Here is a 20,771-nt window from a genome sequence, read left to right as displayed (position 1 = left end):
GGACGATCACCGCGACCACTCCGGAAAAGCCGCAGGCTCGGGCTTCGCGCGGCTCGGACCCGACGGTCCGGGCGGCAGGAATGGCGGAAGTCGGGTTACCGTTCGAGTGGCCGTTGCGGGCTTTTGCCGTTTGACACGGGGGCGGGTTGTACCGTCACACTCCGCAGCGACAGCACCGCGGTAAGCGTTCCGACGCTGCCCGGATGCCCATCGAGTGTCGACCGGAGAGAAGAGCGAAGTTGTCCCCGACCAGCGAGACCGCACAGGGCGGCCGCCGACTCGTCATCGTCGAGTCGCCTGCCAAGGCGAAGACGATCAAGGGCTATCTCGGCCCCGGATACGTCGTCGAGGCGAGCGTCGGGCACATCCGCGACCTCCCGAACGGCGCGGCCGAGGTCCCGGACGAGTACACCGGCGAGGTACGCCGCCTCGGGGTGGATGTCGACAACGACTTCCAGCCCATCTATGTGGTCAACGCCGACAAGAAGGCCCAGGTCAGGAAGCTCAAGCAGCTGCTGGCCGAGTCCGACGAACTCTTCCTCGCCACCGATGAGGACCGCGAGGGCGAAGCCATCGCGTGGCACCTGCAGGAAGTGCTCAAGCCCAAGGTCCCGGTCCACCGGATGGTCTTCCACGAGATCACCAAGGACGCGATCCGGGCGGCCGTCGCCAATCCGCGCGAGCTCAACCAGCGCATGGTCGACGCCCAGGAGACCCGCCGCATCCTCGACCGCCTCTACGGCTACGAGGTCTCGCCGGTCCTGTGGAAGAAGGTCATGCCGAAGCTCTCGGCGGGCCGCGTCCAGTCCGTCGCCACCCGTCTCGTCGTCGAGCGGGAGCGCGAGCGCATCGCCTTCCGCTCCGCCGAGTACTGGGACCTGACCGGAAAGTTCGCCACCGGCCGTACCGGTGACGCCTCCGATCCCTCGACCCTGACCGCCCGCCTCAGCGCGGTCGACGGCCGCCGCATCGCCCAGGGCCGCGACTTCGGTGCCGACGGCCGGCTCAAGGCCGGCTCCGCCCAGACCCTGCACCTGGACGAGGTGAACGCCCGCGCCCTGGCCGCCGCGCTCGCCGCCACGTCCTTCGCGGTCAGGTCCGTCGAGTCGAAGCCGTACCGACGTTCTCCGTACGCCCCCTTCCGGACGACGACCCTCCAGCAGGAGGCAAGCCGCAAGCTGGGCTTCGGGGCGAAGGCGACCATGCAGGTGGCGCAGAAGCTGTACGAGAACGGTTTCATCACCTATATGCGTACGGACTCCACGACCCTCTCGGACACCGCGGTCTCCGCGGCCCGGGCCCAGGTCACGCAGTTGTACGGGGCGAACTACCTGCCCGAGAAGCCGCGAACGTACGCAGGCAAGGTCAAGAACGCGCAGGAGGCGCACGAGGCGATCCGCCCCTCCGGCGACCGTTTCCGCACTCCCGCCGAGACCGGCCTCACCGGCGACCAGTTCCGGCTCTACGAGCTGATCTGGAAGCGGACCGTCGCCTCCCAGATGAAGGACGCGACCGGCAACTCCGTCACCGTCAAGATCGGCGGCCGGGCGAGCGACGGCCGTGACGCCGAGTTCTCCGCCTCCGGAAAGACGATCACCTTCCACGGCTTCATGAAGGCGTACGTCGAAGGCGCCGACGACCCGAACGCCGAGCTGGACGACCGCGAGCGGCGGCTGCCGCAGGTCGCCGAGGGCGACGCGCTCTCCGCCGAGGAGATGACGGTCGACGGGCACGCCACCAAGCCCCCGGCCCGCTACACCGAGGCCTCGCTGGTCAAGGAGCTCGAAGAGCGCGAGATCGGCCGCCCGTCGACGTACGCGTCGATCATCGGGACCATCCTGGACCGCGGCTACGTCTTCAAGAAGGGCACGGCACTCGTCCCGTCCTTCCTCTCCTTCGCCGTGGTCAACCTGCTGGAGAAGCACTTCGGCCGGCTCGTCGACTACGACTTCACCGCCCGCATGGAGGACGACCTCGACCGCATCGCGCGGGGTGAGGCCCAGTCCGTGCCGTGGCTCAAGCGCTTCTACTTCGGCGCCCAGCCCGGTGACGACACCTCCGGCGCCGGTGCGGCCTCCGACGCGGGCAACGGCGACGGCGACCACCTCGGCGGCCTGAAGGAACTGGTCACCGACCTCGGCGCGATCGACGCCCGGGAGATCTCCTCCTTCCCGGTCGGCAACGACATCAAGCTCCGCGTCGGCCGCTACGGCCCGTACATCGAGCGGGGTGAGAAGGACGCCGAGGGCCACCAGCGCGCCGACGTGCCCGAGGACCTCGCACCCGACGAGCTGACCGTCGAGCTCGCCGAAGAACTGCTGGCCAAGCCCAGCGGCGACTTCGAGCTGGGCGCCGACCCGGTCAGCGGCAACCAGATCATCGCCAAGGACGGGCGCTACGGCCCGTACGTCACCGAGGTGCTGCCCGAGGGGACGCCGAAGACCGGCAAGAACGCGGTGAAGCCGCGGACCGCCTCCCTCTTCAAGTCCATGTCCCTGGACACGGTCACCCTCGCCGACGCCCTCAAGCTGATGTCGCTGCCGCGCGTCGTCGGTGAGGACGCCGAGGGCGTCGAGATCACCGCGCAGAACGGCCGGTACGGCCCGTATCTGAAGAAGGGAACCGACTCCCGGTCGCTGACCTCCGAGGACCAGCTCTTCGACATCACCCTCGAAGAGGCCCTCGCGATCTACGCCCAGCCCAAGCAGCGCGGCCGGGCCGCGGCCAAGCCGCCGCTGAAGGAGCTGGGCACCGACCCGGTGAGCGGTTCGCCGGTCGTGGTGAAGGACGGCCGCTTCGGCGCGTACGTCACCGACGGCGAGACCAACGCGACGCTGCGGACCGACGACAGCGTCGAGGACATCACGCCGGAGCGCGGCTACGAGCTGCTCGCCGAGAAGCGCGCCAAGGGGCCCGCCAAGAAGAAGACGGCGAAGAAGGCCCCGGCGAAGAAGGCGACGGCCAAGAAGACGGCCGCCAAGAAGACGACGGCGACCAAGACCACGGCCGCCAAGAAGACCGCGGCGAAGAAGACGGCCACCAAGTCCACGGCGGCGAAGAAGACGGCGACGGCGAAGAAGACGGCTTCCGCTTCGGCTTCCTCGTCGTCCTCGTCGGAGGACTGACCGGATCTGTTGTTGTGACGTACTGCTGCCCGGCGCCTGATCCAGGTGCTGGGCAGCAGTACGTCAGCGGCACGTCAGGGGGCCGGTCCGGAAGCTGGCCGGAAGTCATCTGCGGCCATATGTTCGGGCGGGCCGACAGTCACCGCACCGCTGCCGATAGGCTGGGCGGATGACGCGAGCCGAGCAGCCAACGGTCGTGAGCCCCACCTCCGACACACTTGCCGCAGACTCACGCGAGCGCGCCGTACGAGCCCTGTTGCGTGTTCCCCCGCTGAAGCGGTTGTGGAGCGCCCAGCTCGTCGGCGGTATCGGCGATGCACTCGCCCTTCTCGTGCTGGTGCTGTTGTCGCTGCAAGCAGCGGTCCTGGAGGGCTCATTCGGGGCCGGATACCGCGGGGCGGCCTTCGCCGTCGCCGCCGTGTTCGGTGCCCGGATCCTTTCCACCGTGCTCTTCGGAGCCGTACTCCTGGGGCCTTTGACATCGCTCACGGCACCCGGCGGGAAACTGGACCGGCGGTGGCTGATGATCGGGACGGACGGGCTGCGGCTCGTCCTGCTGGTCATCGCCCCGCTGTGGATCGACTGGGTGCCCGACAAGGCGCCCATGATGATCCTCATCACCGTCTTCGTGACGGGCGCCGCCGAGCGCCTGTGGACGGTGGCCAAGGAGAGCGCCGCCCCGGCGCTGCTGCCGGCCCCGCCCATCGAGGGCGCCGCCGTCCGTCCGCTCCCCGACCACCTCGACGCCCTGCGCAGGCTGTCGCTCCGTACGAACTTCCTCGCCGTTCCCGCCGCCGCGGTGGTCCTGCTGGCCGCCACACTGGTCGGCAACCTCCTCGGCACGGGCCTGGAGTGGTTCTCCTTCCACCAGGCGGCCCTCGGTTCGCACGTCGCGGCCGGTCTGTTCTCGGCCTCCATCTCCATTCTGTACTTCCTCGAACTGCCCGACACCCAGACCCCCCGGCCGCGCTCGCCCCTGGAAGGCCTGCGCCGCCCCACCACCGGCGGCGGGCCCGACAAGGGCCGCACCGGTGCCCTCCCGCTGGTCGTCGCCGTCTGCGCGGCCGTCGCCGGGGCGATCGCCGCGGCCGCCGCCGTATCCGTCCTGCACGCCAACGACCTGGGCGGCGGACCGGTCACGTTCGCGCTGCTGATCTTCGCGCTGACCGGCGGCACCGCCCTCGGCATCCGTACGGCGCAGAAAGTGCTGCCCGCCCTGTCGCGGCGCCGCCTGCTCGCGCTGGCCACCGCCGTCACGGGCATCGCCCTCCTCGCGCTCGGCCTGGTGCCGGACACCGCCACCGTGCTCGCGATCGCGCTCCTGGCCGGTTACGCCGCCGGGGTCGCCGCGAACATCGGGCACGCGATCATCGACCAGGAGACCGAGGCGCCCCGGCAGGCCCGGACCACCGAGCACCTCCAGGCCCTCGTCCGGGTGCTCGTCGCGCTCGGCGCGGTCGCGGGTCCGCTGCTCGCCGCCGCGATCGGGCAGCACCGCCTGGCCGCCGGTGACTTCGTCTTCGCCCACGGCGGGGCGGCCTTCACGCTGATGCTGATCGGCGCGCTGCTGCTGCCCGTCGCCGCCATCGTCCTCGCCAAGACGGACGACCGGGCGGGCGTACCGCTCCGCCGCGACCTGCGCGAGGCGCTGCGCGGCGGCGACCCGGCGGTCGCGCCCGCCACCACCGGCTTCTTCCTCGCCCTGGAGGGCGGCGACGGAGCGGGCAAGTCAACCCAGGTCGAGGCGCTCGCCGACTGGATCCGGGCCAAGGGCCACGAGGTCGTCGTGACCCGAGAGCCCGGGGCCACCCCGGTCGGCAAGCGGCTGCGGTCGATCCTGCTGGACGTCTCCTCCGCCGGACTCTCCAACCGCGCCGAGGCGCTGCTGTACGCCGCCGACCGCGCCGAGCACGTCGACTCCGTCGTCCGCCCGGCGCTGGAGCGCGGCGCGATCGTCATCTCCGACCGCTACATCGACTCCTCCGTCGCCTACCAGGGCGCCGGCCGTGACCTGGCCCCGACCGAGATCGCCCGGATCTCGCGATGGGCGACGAGCGGCCTCGTACCGCATCTGACGGTGCTGCTGGACGTCGACCCACAGACCGCGCGGGAACGGTTCACGGAGGCGCCGGACCGGCTGGAGTCGGAGCCGGCGGAGTTCCACGAGCGCGTACGGTCCGGGTTCCTGACCCTGGCCGCCGCCGACCCGACGCGCTACCTGGTGGTGGACGCCGGGCAGGAGCCCGAGGCGATCACCACCGTCGTACGTCACCGGCTCGACCGGCTCCTTCCGCTCTCCGAGGCCGAGATCGAGGCCATCGAGGAGGCGCGGCGCAAGGCGGAGGAGGAGGCCCGGCGCAAGGCGGAGGAAGAGGCCGCCCGCAAGGCCGAGGAGGAGCGCTTGGAGAAGGAGCGCCAGGAGCAGCTCGCCCGGCTGCGCGCCGAGGAGGAGGAGCGCAAGCAGCGCGAGCTGGCGGAGGCCCGGCAGCGCGAGGCCGAGCGGCAGGCGGAGGAGGCCCGGCAGCGTGCCGAGGAGGCCCGCCGCCGCGCCGAGGAGGACCGCCGTCGGCTGGAGGCCGAGGAGCGGGCCCGCGAGGCCGAGCAGGAACGCCTCCGCAAGCAGGCCGAGGAGGAGGCGCGACTGCGCAAGGAGGCCGAGGCGCTCCGGCTGGAGAAGCAGCGGAAGGCGGAGGAGGCGCTGGTACGGGCCGAGGAGGCGCGCCGCCGGGCGGCGGCCGAGGCGGCCGCCCGTACGGAGGCGGCCCGGGCCGAGGCGGAGCGCGCGGAGGCTTCGCGTGCTTCCCGTGACTCCCGGCCCGAGGCGGTCTCGCGGTCGGAGGGGCACGGGCCCACCGTTCCGGAGAACGAGCTCACGGTGCCTACACCGATCGTGAACCCGAACGAGATCACGCAGCAGGTGCCCACGGCGCGTCCGGAGGAGGGACCGGCTTCGGGCCCGGCTTCGGGGCCGGGTGCGCCTTCCGGGGACGACGAGACGGCGATGCTGCCGCGGATCACGGACGAGCGGTCGGGGCGCGACGCGCGTGACGCCCGGGATGCCCGTGACGCCCGTGAAGCTCGGGCCGCCGACGAGACGGCGGTGCTGCCGCCCGTACGCGGCGATCAGCCCTCCGACCGGGTGCCCAAGGGCTACTTCCGGGACGAGGGCCCCGCCTCCCCGCCGGCGGAGAGCGAGAACGAACGCACCCGGGAACTGCCGCAGGTGGAGGACCCGCGGGCCGCGGGCCAGGCCGGTGACGAGTCCCGCGCCCGCCCCAAACGGCCCCGTCCGGACTGGGCCGAGGAGACCCCGCTGGACGATCTGCCGACGCTGGCGGACGAGCTGCTCGGCGGCCAGGACGACGACGGCCCTACGGGCCGGCGCCGCCCGCGCGGCTGACCCGAATCTGTCGGGAGTCCGGCCCGTCCGCCCTGAGGGGTGGGCGGGCCGGACTTGTCAGTGGCGTCCCCCACAATGGAATCGCACAGGGAATCCGGCAGGGAATCCGATAGGTGATTCGACAGGGAATCCGACGGTGGATCCCGCGATGGGAAGGGCGGCGCCCATGACCGTATGGGACGACCTGGTCGGACAGGACCGGGTGAGGGGACAGCTCGCCGCTGCCGCCAAGGACGCCGACGCGCTGGTCACGGCCGTCTCCGACGGCAAGCCGCTGGAGCAGGGCTCGAAGATGACCCACGCCTGGCTGTTCACCGGACCTCCGGGTTCCGGGCGGTCCACCGCCGCCCGGGCCTTCGCCGCCGCGCTCCAGTGCACCAGCCCGGACCGGGCGCTGGGCGGGGAGCCCGGCTGTGGGTTCTGCGACGGCTGCCACACGAGCCTGATCGGTACGCACACCGACGTCCAGGTGATCCGTACGGACCTGCTCTCCATCGGTGTGAAGGAGACCCGCGACCTGGTCCGCCGCGCCCAGCTCTCCCCGGCGGTCGGCCGGTGGCAGGTCATCGTCATGGAGGACGCGGACCGGCTCACCGAGGGCGCGGGCAACGTCCTGCTGAAGGCGGTCGAGGAGCCGGCGCCACGCACGGTGTGGATGCTGTGCGCCCCCTCCCTCGAAGACGTCCTGCCCACGATCCGCTCACGCTGCCGCCACCTGACCCTGGGCACCCCGCCGGTCGAGGCCGTGGCGGACGTCCTGATCCGCCGCGACGGGGTCGACCCCGAGCGCGCGCATTCCGCGGCGCGGGCCACCCAGGGGCACATCGGCCGGGCGCGCCGCCTCGCCACGGACGAGCGGGCACGCGCGCGGCGGGCGGCGGTGCTCAAGGTCCCGCTGCGGATCGCCGATGTCGGCGGCTGCCTCAAGGCGGCCCAGGAGCTGATCGACACGGCCACCGAAGACGCCAAGCAGATGGCGGAGGAAGTGGACGTCAAGGAGACCGAGGACCTCAAGGCGGCGCTCGGCGGGGTCGCGGGCGGCCGGATGCCGCGCGGCACCGCGGGGGCGATGAAGGAGCTGGAGGACAAGCAGAAGCGCCGCAAGACACGGACGCAGCGCGACAGCTTGGACCTGGCGCTCACCGAGCTCACCGGTTTCTACCGCGATGTGCTGGCGCTCCAGCTCGGTTCGCGGATCGCCATCGCCAATGTGGACGTCCAGGACTCACTGGACCGGATCGCGGAGTCCTCGACGCCCGCGCAGACGCTGCGCAGGATCGAGGCGGTGATCGCGTGCCGGCAGGCGATGGACCGCAATGTGGCGCCGCTGCTGGCGGTGGAGGCGATGACGATGTCGCTGAGGGCGGGCTGAGGGATCCGCCTGGCGGGGCCCGGTTCACCCGATTGAGCAGGGAATCGGACGACACGTCACCTGCCGGATACGCTCCCAGGATGGATACCAGGCGCCTGCTCCGCACCTTCGCCATCGGGATCGGCACTGCCGGCCTGCTCATCTCCGGCTGTAGTGGCGGAGGCTCGTCGCCGAACGCCTCGGCCACCGGCACAGCGGCGCCGGAAGGGCTGTCGGCGTACTACACGCAGAAGCTGAGCTGGCGTGACTGCGGGGTGGAGGGGTTCGAGTGCACGACCATGAAGGCGCCGAGGGACTACGACAAGCCGGATGACGGGGACACCGACCTCGCCGTCTCCCGCAAGAAGGCGACCGGCCCCGGCCAGCGGATCGGCTCGCTCCTGGTGAACCCGGGCGGCCCCGGCGGCTCCGCGATCAGCTATCTCCAGGGGTACGCGGCACTCGGCTACCCGGCCCCGGTCAGGGCCCGCTACGACATGGTGGCCGTCGACCCGCGCGGCGTGGCCCGCAGCGAACCCGTCGACTGCCTGACGGGCGAGGAGATGGACGCCTACACGCAGGTGGACCAGACCCCGGACGACGAGGCGGAGGTCCAGAAGCTCAGCGCGGCTTTCGAGGAGTTCGCGGCGGGCTGCGAGAAGCGGAGCGGCGAGATCCTCCCCTACGTCTCCACTGTCGACACGGCCCGCGACATGGACGTCCTGCGAGCCCTGCTCGGCGACGAGAAGCTGAACTACGTGGGCGCCTCGTACGGCACGTTCCTGGGCGCCACGTATGCGGACCTCTTCCCGGAGCGGGCCGGGCGCCTGGTCCTGGACGGTGCGATGGACCCCTCCCTCCCGGCCATCGAGATGAACCGCGACCAGACGGCGGGCTTCGAGGGGGCGTTCCAGTCCTTCGCCGCCGACTGCGTCAAGCAGCCGGACTGCCCGCTGGGCACCACGTCCACCGCCGACGCGGCGACCGCGCTGAAGCAGCTCTTCAAGGACCTGGACGCGAAGCCGATCCCGAGCGGCGACGACGACCGCAAGCTCGGCGAGTCACTGGCGACGACCGGGGTGATCGCGGCGATGTACGACGAGGCGGCCTGGCCCCAGCTCCGCGAGGCACTGGCGGGCGCCCAGCGCAGCGACGGCTCCGGCCTCCTGTCGCTGGCGGACAGCTACTACGAGCGTGGCCCGGACGGGAAGTACGCGAACCTGATGTCCGCCAACGCCGCCGTGAACTGCCTCGACCTCCCGCCCGCCTTCGACACCCCCGACGCCGTGGAGAAGGCGGTCCCGGACTTCGAGAAGGCCTCCCCGGTCTTCGGCCGAGGCTTCGCCTGGGCCTCCCTGAACTGTGCCTACTGGCCCACCAAGGCCACCGGCACCCCGCACCGCACCGAGGCGAGAGGCGCCGCCCCGATCGTCGTGGTCGGCACCACCCGCGACCCTGCCACCCCGTACAAGTGGTCCCAGGCCCTGGCCGGCCAGCTCTCCTCCGGCACCCTGCTCACGTACGACGGCGACGGCCACACGGCGTACGGCCGGGGCAGCGACTGCATCGACACGTCGATCAACACGTACCTCCTGGAGGGCACCCCGCCCACCGACGCCAAGAAGTGCACCTGACGCCCCTGACCAGGGCAAACGCCTCCGGGGGTGCCATGTACGGAGCACCCCCGGAAACTGTGTAGACTTGGCCCCGCTGCTGATCGCACCATAGTGCGACAGGGCGTGCCGCCTTAGCTCAGTTGGCCAGAGCAACGCACTCGTAATGCGTAGGTCTCGGGTTCGAATCCCGAAGGCGGCTCAGAAGAACCCCAGGTCACATAGCCCGTGACCTGGGGTTTTCTGTTGCTCGGGGCATGGCGGGTCACACGGCCGGGTTGCCGTGATGTTGCTTGCGTGAGCGGTGCGTGAGCGGAGCCGCTCGGGACCTACTTTGTGGGCTTGCGGCGTGTTGCCTTCTTGGCTGCCTTGGCCTGGGCTTTCGCCTTGTCCCTCTTCGGCTTGCCGCCGCCCTTGCTGCCCTTGCCGACGTCGGCCGCCTTGGCCGCAGCCTTCCTGGCCTTCTCCTTCTTCGCGGCCTTGCGCGCGGCCTTCTCGGCCTCGGCCTTGCGCTGGAGGGGGACGAGCTTCGCGGTGGCCTCGGCGGCGCTCTTGCCGACGTGGGGGAGGACGCTCTGGTAGATGTCCCGCGTTATGCGGGTGTCGCTGTGCCCAAGGGTGTCCGACACGATCTTGATGTCGATGTCGGCGGCGAGCATGAGGGTGGCCGCGCCGTGGCGCAGATCGTGCAGGCGGATCGGCGGGAGACCGGAGGCGGCGACGAGGCGCTCGAAGAGGTCGGTCACCTTGCCGGGGTGGAGCCAGGAGCCGTCTTCCTGCGTGAAGACGTGGCCGGTCTCGACCCAGGCTGTGCCCCATTCTTCGCGGGCCGTTTCCTGCCGTTCGCGGTGGTGCTTCAGAACGTCGACGGTGTCGTCGTCGAGGGCGACCACGCGGGAGCCGCTGTCGGTCTTGGGGTCGGACGCTTCCACCTCCCAGCCGTCCTGGACGAGTTGAGAGGAGACGGTGAGGAAGTGGGTGTCGAGGTTCGTCTCCGACCACGGCTGGCCGCACGCCTCGCCACGGCGGAGGCCGCGGAACGCGATCAGGTGCCACATCGCGTACAGCCGGTCCTCAGCGACGAAGTCGAGGAAGGCACCGGTCTGTTCCGGCGTCCAGACCATCACGGGCGACGGCTTCTCGCCTGTCTGCGCCCACTTGGCGACCCGCTCGTCCGTCCACACGAGCGCCTTCGGCTTGCGCACGGGGTCGATCTCGACATGGGCGGCCGGGTTGAACGTGATGATCTGCTGCCCGATCGCGTCGTTCAGGGCGGCCCGGAGGGTGGCCTTTACGTGCAGCCGCGTGGCAGGGCCGGTGGCGCGCCGAAAGGGCGGCATCTCGTCGATCGCGGCCTTCATGGCCTTGCGACGAGCCCGGTTCCCGACGCCCTTCCACGGCACCGTCGCCAGCTCGTCGAGAGCGGCTCGCCGCTGGGCGTTGTCCTCCAGGATCTGGGTGTTCGCCTCGTGAATGTCGGTGAACATCTCGCTGAGGTGGCTGACGCGCAGCCGGTCCAGGCGCCGGCTGCCGATGCGCGGCTTCAGATGGACGCGGATATCGGTCTCGTAGCGGTTGAGGCCGGACTTGCGTATGCGCTTGCCGGCCAACCACCGGTCGAGCCATTCGGCGACGGTCAGGCTGCCTATGAGGTCCTGACCGGAGTTGAGGCGCCGCCGCGTCTCCTCGACCTCGGGCAGAGGTGACCGTTCGCGGCTGACCTCGGCCAGCATCTCGGCGATGAGTTCGGTGCCCTCGGGGTCGTCCGAGTCGGCGAGCCCGAGCAAGGCGCGTACGTGGTCGAGGTCGGCCTGGGCGGCCTTGAGACTCGCGTACCCGCCACGGGCGAAGGAGCGGCGGCTGCCGTTCTCGCGGGGTGAGAGCTCTTGGCGGACGGAGTAGGTGCAGTGGTTCCTGCTGTTGCGCTTGGGGCAGGAGACGCCGAGTTCCTTGCCGGTCTTCGGGTCGCGGCAGGAGCAGCGGCGATAGGTGGAGCCCTTCAAAGATCATTCTCCTCGCTGGTTTCGGGATCGCTCCCGGATGAGTCGATTACGTGGACCACGTCGTGCCACAGGTGCGGGGGTGTGGCGCCCTCTTCCTCGATGAAGGCGCGAACTCTGCGCAGGCGGTTTTCGGCGTCGTCGGCCGCCTCGGCGGCACGGGCCTGGGAGCGGAGGGCCTCGGCCTTCCGGTCGGCATTCGGGGCGGTCTGGGCGTGGTAGCGCGCGTACTCCTCGTCGCGTCGCGCACTTCGCAGCTGCTCCTGGGCGGCGTGATGGACTCGGAAGTAGCGGAGCATGTCGTCGTCCGCGCCGAGATCGGTCTCCTCTCCGGTGAACCACCGCAGCGCATCCAGAGTGGAAGTGGAGTCCTGCAGCGGGAGCCGCTGCACGTCATCGACATAGCCCACGGGATAGAGCAGGCAGATGGGCGGGGTGCCCAGCGCCTCGGCCAGCACCATGACGTCGACCAAGGGCAGGTTGGAGCGGCGTCCGGACTCCATGTTGGCGATGACGTTGCGCGGGATCGGATGGTCGATCTCCGCGCATCTTTCGGCCAAGTCCTGTGCGCTCCAACCCAGTTCCTTTCGTCGTCTGCGGACCTCGGCGGCCACGGTGGCCATGACCTGGTCCACCCACTCCGGGACGTCGTCCTCGTCGTCGGCCTTACTCGATCCATGGTGACTTCGACGTTGTGTCATACAGACACATTAGCTCGCTTAGCGTTGATTCCAAGACCTGGAGACGGGCGCGGAGGCCGCGTTCGCCGTGGGCTCAGTCATGGATGGAGTGCGCATGCGCCAGAACGAAGACGCCGGAGAGGCGAAGGGGATGAGTCGCGAGGAGCTTCTGGGGCTTCCGGCGGCCGTTGACCTGGAGACGGGCAACCGCGCGCTGGGGCTCGGCCGGAGCAAGGGCTACGAGCTGGCCAAGCGCGGCCAGTACCCGTGCAAGGTGCTCAGGCTCGGGAACGCCTACCGGGTGGTGACCGCAGACCTGTTGGCCTTGCTGGGGCTGGCCGCATGAGGCACCTGATGCGCCGTAGGCACTTCTGCGCTGAGCTGACACAGAAACGCTGGACTGTGGCACGGCGTGGACGTACTGTCCGTGGTCGCTCGCGGTACCGAAACCCCCGCGAGAAGAGGGAGAGCCTCCGGCGGTCCAACGCCGGAGGCTCCAGGACTCCCCAGCAATCCCGTGAGATCCGACCCGGCGGCAAGGGCGTGCAAGCCCGACACCGCCAGACGAGGAGCCGCCCAGTGCAACCCGAGAATCCCGACTCCTATTCCACCCCCGCCCGAGCGGGATGGCCCGCCACTGCCACCCCCGGCCGGCCCGGCGCTCATCTGGGTCCGGCCCAGGCCGCCTATGCCACAGCGGAGATGCACGATGGTCCGGCTGACGGCAGCGAGGCGGACCCGGCAAGGAGGCTGGAGACCATTCCCGACGCGGAGCCGACGCCAGGATCGGATCTGCTGGACGAACTGCGCTCCCAGGTAGCCCAGTTCGTGATTCCGCCCTCTCCCGAGGCGCTGGACGCGACCACCCTCTGGGTGGCGGCGACGCAGCTCCAGCCCGCCTGGCAGCACGCCCCGCGGCTGGCAGTGGTGGGACCTGCGAAGCGGTGCGGGAAGTCTCGGCTCCTGGACGTGCTGACCGAAACGGTCCACGAGCCGATGCTCACCATCAACACCACACCAGCGGCCATCTTCCGCTCGATCAACGAGGAGGAGCCGCCGACGCTGCTGGTGGACGAGGCCGACACCATCTTCGGCCCCAAGGTCGCGGAGAAGAACGAGGAGACACGCGGCCTCCTCAACGCCGGCCACCAGCGCGGCCGGTACGTCACCCGGGTCGTTGGCAACGACCACACCCCGCACAAGTTCGCCACCTTCGCCATGGCGGCCATCGCGGGCATCGGAGACCTGCCGGACACCGTCATGGATCGATCCGTCGTCATCCGCATGCGCCGCAGGGCCGAGGGCGAGAAGGTCAAACCCTTCCGCTCGCGACGCGACATCCCCGCTCTGCACGAACTGCGCGACCGTATCCGCGCCTGGGCCCTCCCGCTACTGGAGGACGCTGCGAGCCTGGAGCCGGAGATGCCGGTCGAGGATCGAGCCGCCGACACCTGGGAGCCTCTTGTGATCGTTGCGGACCTGGCCGGCGGCCGCTGGCCACGGCTCGCGCGGATCGCGTGCGCACGGATGGTCGCGGCCGAGGTGGCGGCCGAGGAGGACCACCCGAGTGGGGCGCGCATCCTCGCTGACATCCGACGGGTCTTCTTCGCGCAGCGGGAGGCGGACAGCCTCTCCACCGAAGACCTCCTGCACCACCTGAACGCGGACGCCGAAGCCCCGTGGGGAGAGCGTGGACGCTACGGCCTGACCTCCCGGGAGCTCAGCGGGATGCTGCGCGACTACGACATTCGGCCCGGCAACGTGCGCATGGCCGACCGGACTCAGCGCAAGGGCTACACGCGCAACAAGTTCCTGGACGCCTGGCGGCGCTACTGCCCAACCGTCCACCCGGTCGACGCTCGTCGCGGCGAAAGCTGACCCCCACCTCCCTGGTTGCCGTACTTGCCGTCCCTGCCGTGATCGTGCAGGTCAGGGCCCACATCAGCAAGACGGCAGCCGAGGGCAAGACGGCAGCGCACGCGCCTGAGCACGTGCAGCCAGCAGGGGCACGGCGTCCAGATCCGTCTTGCCCCGTCCCAGGCGTCTTCGCCGTATCGCAGCAGGTCACAGTCCTGCTCGCTGGGACGGCTGCCGCGACCGGCCGTCCCAGCGGATGCAGGCGCCCGGACACGAGCCGGGGCGGATCCGCCTCATCCCTGTCCCGAGTCGGGACAAGACGCCAGAGCTTCCCGCCAAGACGGCACGTCAGGCGCGCTGCCGTACCGCGCTGACCTGCACGTGCAACGCACAAGACGGCAAAGACGCCCCTCACCCACTACCCCCAAGGAGATTCCCGCTTGACCGCCCCGCACCTCACCACGTCATCACCGCAGACACGAGATGACGTTCCAGCCGAAGGGCAGCGCCCGAAGCGTGCCGACGCAGAGCGGCTCGTGCTCGGCGCGGCCGGCATCGTCATCGTGGTTCTGACAGCCGGAGCGTTCTGGCTGTCCTACGCGCACCTCGCCGATGTCGCAGGCCAGCACGGGCTGGGCGCATCCCCCATCCGCCGATGGGCCTGGCCCGCCACCCTGGACGCGTTCATCGTCGCCGGTGAACTGCTCATGCTGCGGGCTGCGCTCCGGCGTACGACCGACCTCTGGGCGGTCGCCGTGACCGCTGCCGGATCGGTCGGCTCTATTGCACTGAACGTCGCTGGGGTCAGCGGCGCGGACAGCGAGCGCAGCGTTCCGCTCCTCGACTACGTGGTCGCTGCCGTCCCTCCGGCCGCCGCGATGGTCGCGTTCGGCGTGCTGATGCGACAGATCCACCAGCATGTGGCACCAACCGATGTCCCATCCGGTATCGGCTCCGTAGCTGTGCGGAACCGGGCGGTCGGTGAGCACGGCGAGGGTCGATGGCAGGACGCTGCCGCCGAGGTTCCGCAAGCTTCTGGCGAGGAACGGACGGAATCCACGTCCCCGGTGCCGAAGGCCAAACCAGTCGGCGGCCGTCCTCCGAAGGCGACCATCGCGGAACTGAAGGCCATCGGCCGGGCCGCCGGTCGCCAGCACGGCAAACTCACGCGTGGCCTGCTGCGAGATGCCGTGAAGGAACGGAACTTGACGATCGGAAGCGCCCGGCAGACCGAAGTCATGGAGTCGCTCCGGCCGGAACTCGAAGCCGCTGGCATCAAGGTCTCCGGAGGCTGACGCCTCGCGTGCTCGGGTGACCGGAACCCTTCCGGTCACCCGAGCACGCGCCGGTCGCCCCGTAGATCCCCACACCCGTGACAACGCGATGGCTCGCGCCGCCGGGTCGCAGTGATCCTGTCCGCCGAGCCGCATCTGGAGCATCTTCCATGCAGCACAGCCAGCACCTACCTGACGACACCTCCGCTGAGCCGCCCGCCTCGGCACAGCCTCGTACGCTGCTGTCCCGTCTACGTCGGGTATTTGGGCGGACGGCCCCGGGCGGAGCCAGTAGTACCCCGAGTCCGACTCAAGGCCGGTCTTCGGGGATCTCCGCCCCGGGGGTGGCGGAGTCGGCCCAGCGCCAAGAGGCGCTTGGCCGGGAGGTCGGGGCCGAGGGCGGCCCCGACCAGGACGAGCTCCACACCGCCCAGCAGCAGATCCTTCGCCCCGCACCCGCCACCGAACCGACGGCCGGCGAACGAGCACCGCAGAGCATGCAGCCGACGATCCGCCGCTTCACCGGCACCAAGCGGACCGTCCGTGTCGGCCCGCTGCGCTTCACCGGAGACGAGCACGCCGCGCTCCAGGAGGCCGCGGCCGAGCACGGCTACAAAGGGGAATCCGGCTTCACCGCGGACATCGCCCTCGCCTTCATCACCGGCCGGTTCACCGCGAACCTGCCGCTGTCCGAGGACCGCCGCCGCACCCACATGTTCCGCGCCCAGGTACTGCGCGAACTCAACCGGATCGGCGTCAACGTCAACCAGATCGCCCGCGCCCTCAACAGCGACCTCACCCCGCCCGACGTACGGGACCGCCTTGACGAGCTGCACCACCTGCTGGAGCTGATCGCCGGGGCCCTGTGTGAACCCGTCGAGGCGGAGAAGGAGCAGGCCGCGTGATCGCCGCCATCAAGCCGGCCGGTACCAACACCCGTGGCCTGCTCGCCTACCTCTACGGCCCCGGCCGCCACGACGAGCACCTCGACCCGCACATCGTCGCGGGCTTCGCGATGCTCGGTATGCCCGACCCCGGCCGGAACCCGGACGCCACGCTCACCCAGCTCGCTCACCACCTGGACGAGCCGGTGCATCTCCGGAAAAGCGAGTTCGGGAAGAAGATCACCGAGCACGTCTGGCACTGCCCAGTCCGCGCAGCCCCCGAGGACCGGCACCTCTCGGATGCCGAGTGGGCCGACATCGCCCAGCGCATCGTCGAAGCCGCGGGCATCGCCCCGCCCGGCGATGACCTCGGCTGCCGGTGGATCGCCGTCCGCCACGCGGACGACCACATCCACATCCTCGCCACCACCGTCCGCGAAGACGGCCGCCGCCCCAAGCTCCACGGCAGCGGTATCCGTGTCGGCGACGCCTGCCGCCAGATCGAGACCGATTACGGCCTGCGCCAGCTGAAGAAGGGCGACCGCACCGCTGGAAAGCGCCCCACGCAGGCAGAGATGCACAAGGCCCAACGCCTCGGCTGGGAGCAGACCAGCGGTGACTGGCTCCAGGACCGCATCCGCGCCGCCATCCCCCACGCCAGCAACGCCGAGGAACTCCTCGCCTACCTCGAAGCCGACGGCATCGCGATCAAACCCCGCCGCGGACCGTCCGGAGATCTCCTCGGCTACGCCGCCGGCCGCCCCGGCGACCTCAACAAGGACGGGAAACAGATCTTCCACCCCGGCGGAAGGATCGCCCCCGACCTCACCCTCCCCAAGCTCAAGGCCCGTCTGGAAACCACCGCACCGGAAGAACATCCCACCGCACGCCGACAGCGCCCCACCACCCCCTGGCACCAGGCCACCGACGCCCTCGACACCCTCCACCAAGGCATGACCGACGACACCCACGCCCAGGCCCACATCACGGCGCTCGGCGAACTCATCCAGGCCACCGCACAGAAGGCACCTGACCATTCCCGAGCCGAACTGCGAACCGCAGCACGGATATTCGCCCGCGCCCAGCGCTCCCAGATCCGCGCTGAGAACCAGGCCGCCCATACCCTGCGCCGCGCGACCCGCGACATCGCCCACACCGCCACCGGCCCCGACGGCAGCGCCTTCGCCGCCCTGCTCGCCGCCCTCGTCTGGGCCACGATCATCGCCGCCCGCTGGCACGAGGCAAAGAACCACGCCCACCAGGCCGAAGCCGCCCGTCAGGCCCTCCACCACCTACACAACGCCGCAGACCACGCCCTCGTCCCGGTCATCGACAACCTCGCCGCCCGTCAGCCGAGCCAGCAGGCCAGCCGAACCCTGGCCCATGACGTCCGGGCCGCCGTCCCCGACCACGCCGACCGCATCCTCACCGACCCCGCCTGGCCAGCCCTCGCCACCGTCCTCGCCGACGCCGAAGCAGGCGGTCACAAACCCCACCAGCTCCTCAAGGAAGCCGCCGCCCAGCGCGAACTCACGAGCGCCCGCCAGCCCGCCCGCGTCCTGATCACCCGCATCCAGCACACCAGCCGAAACCCCGCACCCAACCCCCGCGCCGAAGCCGCCCGCAGGACTACGACCATGCGACTGTCCGCGACTGCACTGTCGGCCGGTGTGGCTGAGCCCGCACGGTCGGCGGTCCCGGCGGAACAGAAGCACCGTCCACGTCTGTGAGGGGGGGCGTTCGTTGGCACGGAACCCTGCATCCAGGCAAGCCCCAGTAAGTCGTGGAGCTTTGGTGCTCGCCCGCAGTTCCCCGCCGGAGCTCGGAGCGGTCTACGCGGACAAGGCACCGTCGAGGTAGTCCTGCACCAGCTCGAACAGCCCGTACGGCACGTACTCCGGGATGTCGCCGAGGGTGACCCAGGCAAGCTTGGCAAGCTCCTCGGTATCGGCGACGTGAGCCGTGCCGCCCAGGATCTGGCAGGCGGTGTAGGACATGAGGCGGCCCGTTTTGGGGTGAACGCGCTCGCCGAGCAGCTTGACCGCCTCCACGGTCAGCCCTGCCTCTTCCTGGGTCTCCCGTACGGCGGCGGCCTCACGTTCCTCGCCGGGCCCGACCTCCCCGGCGGGGAACTGCCAGGAGAGCTGCCCCTCGCTCACCCGGCGGCGGACCATGAGCACGCGGCCCTCGTGAACGACGATGGCGGCGGCGATGCCCGGCCGCTCGTCCGTGGTCTGCTGCGTCACGACTGCTCCTCCAAGAGGCCCAGGATGGCAGGGAAGACCGTATCGGTGGACGTGAAACGGTCGCTGCGTTGTCAGACCGTTCGTCTCGGGGCTTCCGCCGAAGGCGCGCACGCCAATGACCCGCCCCGGCCACGGGCTCTCGCTGCGGGGGACAGCGGGCGCCAGCGTGACCGGGGCGGGGGCTTAACTACGGCGGAAGAGCCTGCTTTGGCCCCGATGCCTGCCGGTTCTCTTGCCGGAGGCCGACTGCCCCACCTCGGCGGATTCGCTCGGCCGGGTGGAGCGGGCCGGGCGGTTCTCGTCGAAGAAGGATTGCCAGACCCGTTCCTGCAGCGCGCCGATGCAGGCGCCGCACGCGTACATCGGGGCCTGGGCCCCGGCGACTCTGGCGGGGCCGATCCACAGGACGCGCGTCCACCGCTGCCCGCAGTAGAGCCAGCAGGGTCCGTCGACCCACTCGTTGCCGTCGTCGGTGGCCGCCGGTGAGGGCAGTCCTCCCCGGGCGAACTCGGCGATCCCGGGGATCACCCTGTGCTGTAGGGCGACTTCCGTCAGCATCGCTCGTCTCCCTCCCCGATCAACGGTCCTGGGCCGTGGGAGAAGCGTCCTTCTGCTTCTCGGCTTCGGAGAACAGGAGCGTGGGCTCGGCGAGGATGTCGCGGCCGGACTCGCTCTTGTAGATCTCGTCGACGCTGCCGAACCGGGCCTCGGAGTAGTCGAGGTCCAGCAGCGCGGCGGCCTGGCGTACCGATGCCTCGTCGGGTCCTTCGATCTCCAGGAAGGTGGGGAGGTCGGGCCAGGTGTCGAAGTCGAAGGCGACTTCGCCCAGGCGCCATTCTTCGCGGTAGTTCTCCTGGTACCGGACCTCGGTGAGGCCGACGCGGCGCAGGATGTCGGCCATGGCGTGCAGGTCGGTGACCTCGGTCTCGATCTCCTTGGTGCCGTCGATCGTCGTGGCGTCGGTGACCTGCTTGAGTGTGAGGGTCGAGCGGGTGCCCTCGTCCCGCAGGCGAATCCAGGCCCCGCCGTCGAGGGAGTCGTTTTCGAAGATCTTGCGGGTGAGGAGAGTGCGGGGGAACGCCTGGACGGCACCGAGGGCGCTCAGTTTGTTCTGGAGGTCGGCGACGTCGACGGCCAGGAACTTCGCCTCGTATTCGTTCTTCATGGGGTCTTCTCTCAGAAGTGGTCGGTGAGGGTGGACGTCCGGGCCGCGAGCAGGAGGCCCATGCGGTGGGTGTGGTCGTGCAACTGGCCGACGTGGGCGCGTTCCGTGAACTCGGTGGTGCGCAGGGTGAGCAGGACCTCCCAGTCGCCGATGAAGTGGGGGTGAAGGCGTTCCGGGGAGGTGTAGTGCTCGATCATGTGGTGGCGTCTTTCGACGGGCATCATGAACTCCGCGCCGAACACACCGCCCGGGCGGACCAGGCGCTGCATGCGGTCGACGAACTCGCCGAGCGGGCGGTGGTGGTTGGCACTGTAGTGCCACGAGCAGCTCGTCCAGACCGCGTCGCACTGCAGGCCCAGAGGTTCGCCGTCCAGGAAGTCGTCCTCAACGACCTCTACGCGTTCGTGGAGTTCCTCGAGCTTCAGCCGATCGATCAGGCCCAACGCGTGGGCCTGGCTGTCACCCGGGAGGTGGACGTCGCCCCCATGGAGGGCGACCGCGTCACGTTCGACGGCGACGACGCGGTAGCCGGCGGCGGCGAGGGGCAGGACGAACTTGCCGTCGCTCGCGCCGACCACCGCGACGGTGGCGTCAGGGGCGACACGTTCCCGCAACGTGGCGAGGAACTGCGGGAAGAACGTGAGGGTGTGCTCCCACAGGCTTTGGGTCTGCATGGGAGTGCGCTCCTTGCGTATCGGTATTCATGATCACTCGGAGGACCTCGTCGGGGTTGCGCCCCGTGGTGTCGACGCGATGCATCGGGAACGAGGCGTAGGCGTCCGTCACCCGGTCCGTAGCGGTCTCGATCAGTGAGTCCCACCGCGACACCGGCTTGTTCCGCTCAGCGAGTCGACGCTGTCTCTCGTCGTCGTCGCAGACGAGGTGGTAGGTAGCGGGTGTCGGCAGCCAGCTCGGCAGGGTGATACCGAGTTGTGCGCCCAAGGCCCGGTGAGTGGCGAGGCACCGGGCGAAGTAGCTCTCGACGACGACCGGGACGCCGGCGTCGAGGTGGTGCTCGATCTCCTCGGCCGCGGTGAACAGGCCCGAGAGGTAGAAGCACATCCGTGCCTCTACGTTCGTCCGCTCGTCCAACGCCTGTCTGAGCGGCTGGTAGGGCAGCGGGACGGTAGCGACGAGGACGGCCTGCCGGGCGGCGGCGAGCATGGGCGCCAGAGT

Annotated in this window: 16 protein-coding genes and 1 tRNA gene; 10 read left to right on the top strand and 7 right to left on the bottom strand. The window is 70.3% G+C overall.

Translation table 11 applies throughout. From position 1 onward, the window contains the following. The first annotated feature begins 239 nt into the window (after positions 1 to 239). From topA to AMK21_RS04745, 5 genes are all read left to right on the top strand, one after another. A complete protein-coding gene (gene topA, locus AMK21_RS04765; RefSeq protein WP_073874524.1) occupies positions 240 to 3,125 on the top strand; it encodes a type I DNA topoisomerase in 2,886 nt (961 codons plus the stop codon). A gap of 169 nt (positions 3,126 to 3,294) precedes the next feature. Next, a complete protein-coding gene (gene tmk / locus AMK21_RS04760; RefSeq protein ID WP_073874522.1) occupies positions 3,295 to 6,525 on the top strand; it encodes a dTMP kinase in 3,231 nt (1,076 codons plus the stop codon). Between the two features lie 166 nt (positions 6,526 to 6,691). Further along, complete coding sequence (locus AMK21_RS04755) at positions 6,692 to 7,897, top strand: DNA polymerase III subunit delta' (protein ID WP_073874520.1); 1,206 nt, start codon at positions 6,692 to 6,694, stop codon at positions 7,895 to 7,897. A gap of 80 nt (positions 7,898 to 7,977) precedes the next feature. Beyond that, a complete protein-coding gene (locus AMK21_RS04750; RefSeq protein ID WP_073874519.1) occupies positions 7,978 to 9,510 on the top strand; it encodes an alpha/beta hydrolase in 1,533 nt (510 codons plus the stop codon). Between the two features lie 107 nt (positions 9,511 to 9,617). Beyond that, positions 9,618 to 9,691: transfer RNA gene (locus AMK21_RS04745), tRNA-Thr, on the top strand. Between the two features lie 127 nt (positions 9,692 to 9,818). On the opposite strand, the gene AMK21_RS04740 is transcribed toward AMK21_RS04745, so the two are convergent. Both AMK21_RS04740 and AMK21_RS04735 read right to left on the bottom strand, forming a co-directional pair. After that, a complete protein-coding gene (locus AMK21_RS04740) occupies positions 9,819 to 11,492 on the bottom strand; it encodes a tyrosine-type recombinase/integrase (RefSeq protein WP_073874517.1) in 1,674 nt (557 codons plus the stop codon). Then, entirely contained in the window at positions 11,489 to 12,190 is a 702-nt protein-coding gene (locus AMK21_RS04735) for a helix-turn-helix domain-containing protein (protein ID WP_073874515.1), read from the bottom strand. The genes AMK21_RS04740 and AMK21_RS04735 overlap by 4 nt, the downstream gene beginning before the upstream one ends. 94 nt (positions 12,191 to 12,284) lie before the next feature. Here AMK21_RS04735 and AMK21_RS04730 point away from each other — a divergent pair, with 94 nt between their 5' ends. The 5 genes from AMK21_RS04730 to AMK21_RS04710 all read left to right on the top strand — a co-directional run bounded on the left by AMK21_RS04730 (position 12,285) and on the right by AMK21_RS04710 (position 17,914). Then, positions 12,285 to 12,515 (top strand): hypothetical protein, encoded by a 231-nt coding sequence (locus AMK21_RS04730; protein WP_073874513.1) that lies wholly within the window; start codon positions 12,285 to 12,287, stop codon positions 12,513 to 12,515. A gap of 233 nt (positions 12,516 to 12,748) precedes the next feature. Further along, positions 12,749 to 14,047 carry a DUF3631 domain-containing protein gene (locus tag AMK21_RS04725; RefSeq protein WP_073874511.1) on the top strand — a complete coding sequence of 433 codons (1,299 nt, stop codon included), beginning with the start codon at positions 12,749 to 12,751 and terminating at the stop codon, positions 14,045 to 14,047. Positions 14,048 to 14,466: 419 nt separating this feature from the next. After that, on the top strand, positions 14,467 to 15,321 hold the full coding sequence (locus AMK21_RS04720) for a DUF2637 domain-containing protein (RefSeq protein WP_073874509.1): 855 nt from the start codon (positions 14,467 to 14,469) through the stop codon (positions 15,319 to 15,321). 323 nt (positions 15,322 to 15,644) lie between these two features. Continuing rightward, entirely contained in the window at positions 15,645 to 16,205 is a 561-nt protein-coding gene (locus tag AMK21_RS04715; RefSeq protein WP_073874507.1) for a MobC family plasmid mobilization relaxosome protein, read from the top strand. Beyond that, the gene (locus tag AMK21_RS04710; RefSeq protein ID WP_073874505.1) at positions 16,202 to 17,914 is read left to right on the top strand and encodes a relaxase/mobilization nuclease domain-containing protein; all 1,713 of its coding nucleotides are present in this window, start codon (positions 16,202 to 16,204) and stop codon (positions 17,912 to 17,914) included. The genes AMK21_RS04715 and AMK21_RS04710 overlap by 4 nt, the downstream gene beginning before the upstream one ends. Before the next feature lie 102 nt (positions 17,915 to 18,016). On the opposite strand, the gene AMK21_RS04705 is transcribed toward AMK21_RS04710, so the two are convergent. The 5 genes from AMK21_RS04705 to AMK21_RS04685 form a co-directional block, all read right to left on the bottom strand. Beyond that, positions 18,017 to 18,430 carry an NUDIX hydrolase gene (locus AMK21_RS04705; protein WP_073874503.1) on the bottom strand — a complete coding sequence of 138 codons (414 nt, stop codon included), beginning with the start codon at positions 18,428 to 18,430 and terminating at the stop codon, positions 18,017 to 18,019. A 183-nt stretch (positions 18,431 to 18,613) separates the two neighbouring features. Beyond that, on the bottom strand, positions 18,614 to 18,988 hold the full coding sequence (locus AMK21_RS04700; protein ID WP_073874501.1) for a hypothetical protein: 375 nt from the start codon (positions 18,986 to 18,988) through the stop codon (positions 18,614 to 18,616). A 19-nt stretch (positions 18,989 to 19,007) separates the two neighbouring features. Then, the gene (locus AMK21_RS04695) at positions 19,008 to 19,595 is read right to left on the bottom strand and encodes a class IV adenylate cyclase (protein WP_073874499.1); all 588 of its coding nucleotides are present in this window, start codon (positions 19,593 to 19,595) and stop codon (positions 19,008 to 19,010) included. An 11-nt stretch (positions 19,596 to 19,606) separates the two neighbouring features. Further along, complete coding sequence (locus tag AMK21_RS04690) at positions 19,607 to 20,269, bottom strand: class I SAM-dependent methyltransferase (RefSeq protein WP_073874497.1); 663 nt, start codon at positions 20,267 to 20,269, stop codon at positions 19,607 to 19,609. Further along, a complete protein-coding gene (locus AMK21_RS04685) occupies positions 20,187 to 20,759 on the bottom strand; it encodes a hypothetical protein (RefSeq protein ID WP_079181102.1) in 573 nt (190 codons plus the stop codon). The genes AMK21_RS04690 and AMK21_RS04685 overlap by 83 nt, the downstream gene beginning before the upstream one ends. Positions 20,760 to 20,771 lie beyond the last annotated feature (12 nt).

The organism is Streptomyces sp. CB00316 (assembly GCF_001905595.1).
Lineage (GTDB): Bacteria > Actinomycetota > Actinomycetes > Streptomycetales > Streptomycetaceae > Streptomyces.
The sequence above is the reverse complement of the archived record's forward strand: the minus strand, read 5'-3'. Positions and strand labels throughout refer to the sequence as shown.

Coding starts and splice junctions, on each gene's coding strand:
- AMK21_RS04750 (WP_073874519.1), top strand. CDS start 7,978: ATGGATACCAGGCGCCTGCTCCGCACCTTCGCCATCGGGATCGGCACT.
- tmk (WP_073874522.1), top strand. CDS start 3,295: ATGACGCGAGCCGAGCAGCCAACGGTCGTGAGCCCCACCTCCGACACA.
- AMK21_RS04700 (WP_073874501.1), bottom strand. CDS start 18,988: ATGCTGACGGAAGTCGCCCTACAGCACAGGGTGATCCCCGGGATCGCC.
- AMK21_RS04685 (WP_079181102.1), bottom strand. CDS start 20,759: ATGCTCGCCGCCGCCCGGCAGGCCGTCCTCGTCGCTACCGTCCCGCTG.
- AMK21_RS04690 (WP_073874497.1), bottom strand. CDS start 20,269: ATGCAGACCCAAAGCCTGTGGGAGCACACCCTCACGTTCTTCCCGCAG.
- AMK21_RS04695 (WP_073874499.1), bottom strand. CDS start 19,595: ATGAAGAACGAATACGAGGCGAAGTTCCTGGCCGTCGACGTCGCCGAC.
- AMK21_RS04735 (WP_073874515.1), bottom strand. CDS start 12,190: ATGACACAACGTCGAAGTCACCATGGATCGAGTAAGGCCGACGACGAG.
- AMK21_RS04755 (WP_073874520.1), top strand. CDS start 6,692: ATGACCGTATGGGACGACCTGGTCGGACAGGACCGGGTGAGGGGACAG.
- AMK21_RS04730 (WP_073874513.1), top strand. CDS start 12,285: ATGCGCCAGAACGAAGACGCCGGAGAGGCGAAGGGGATGAGTCGCGAG.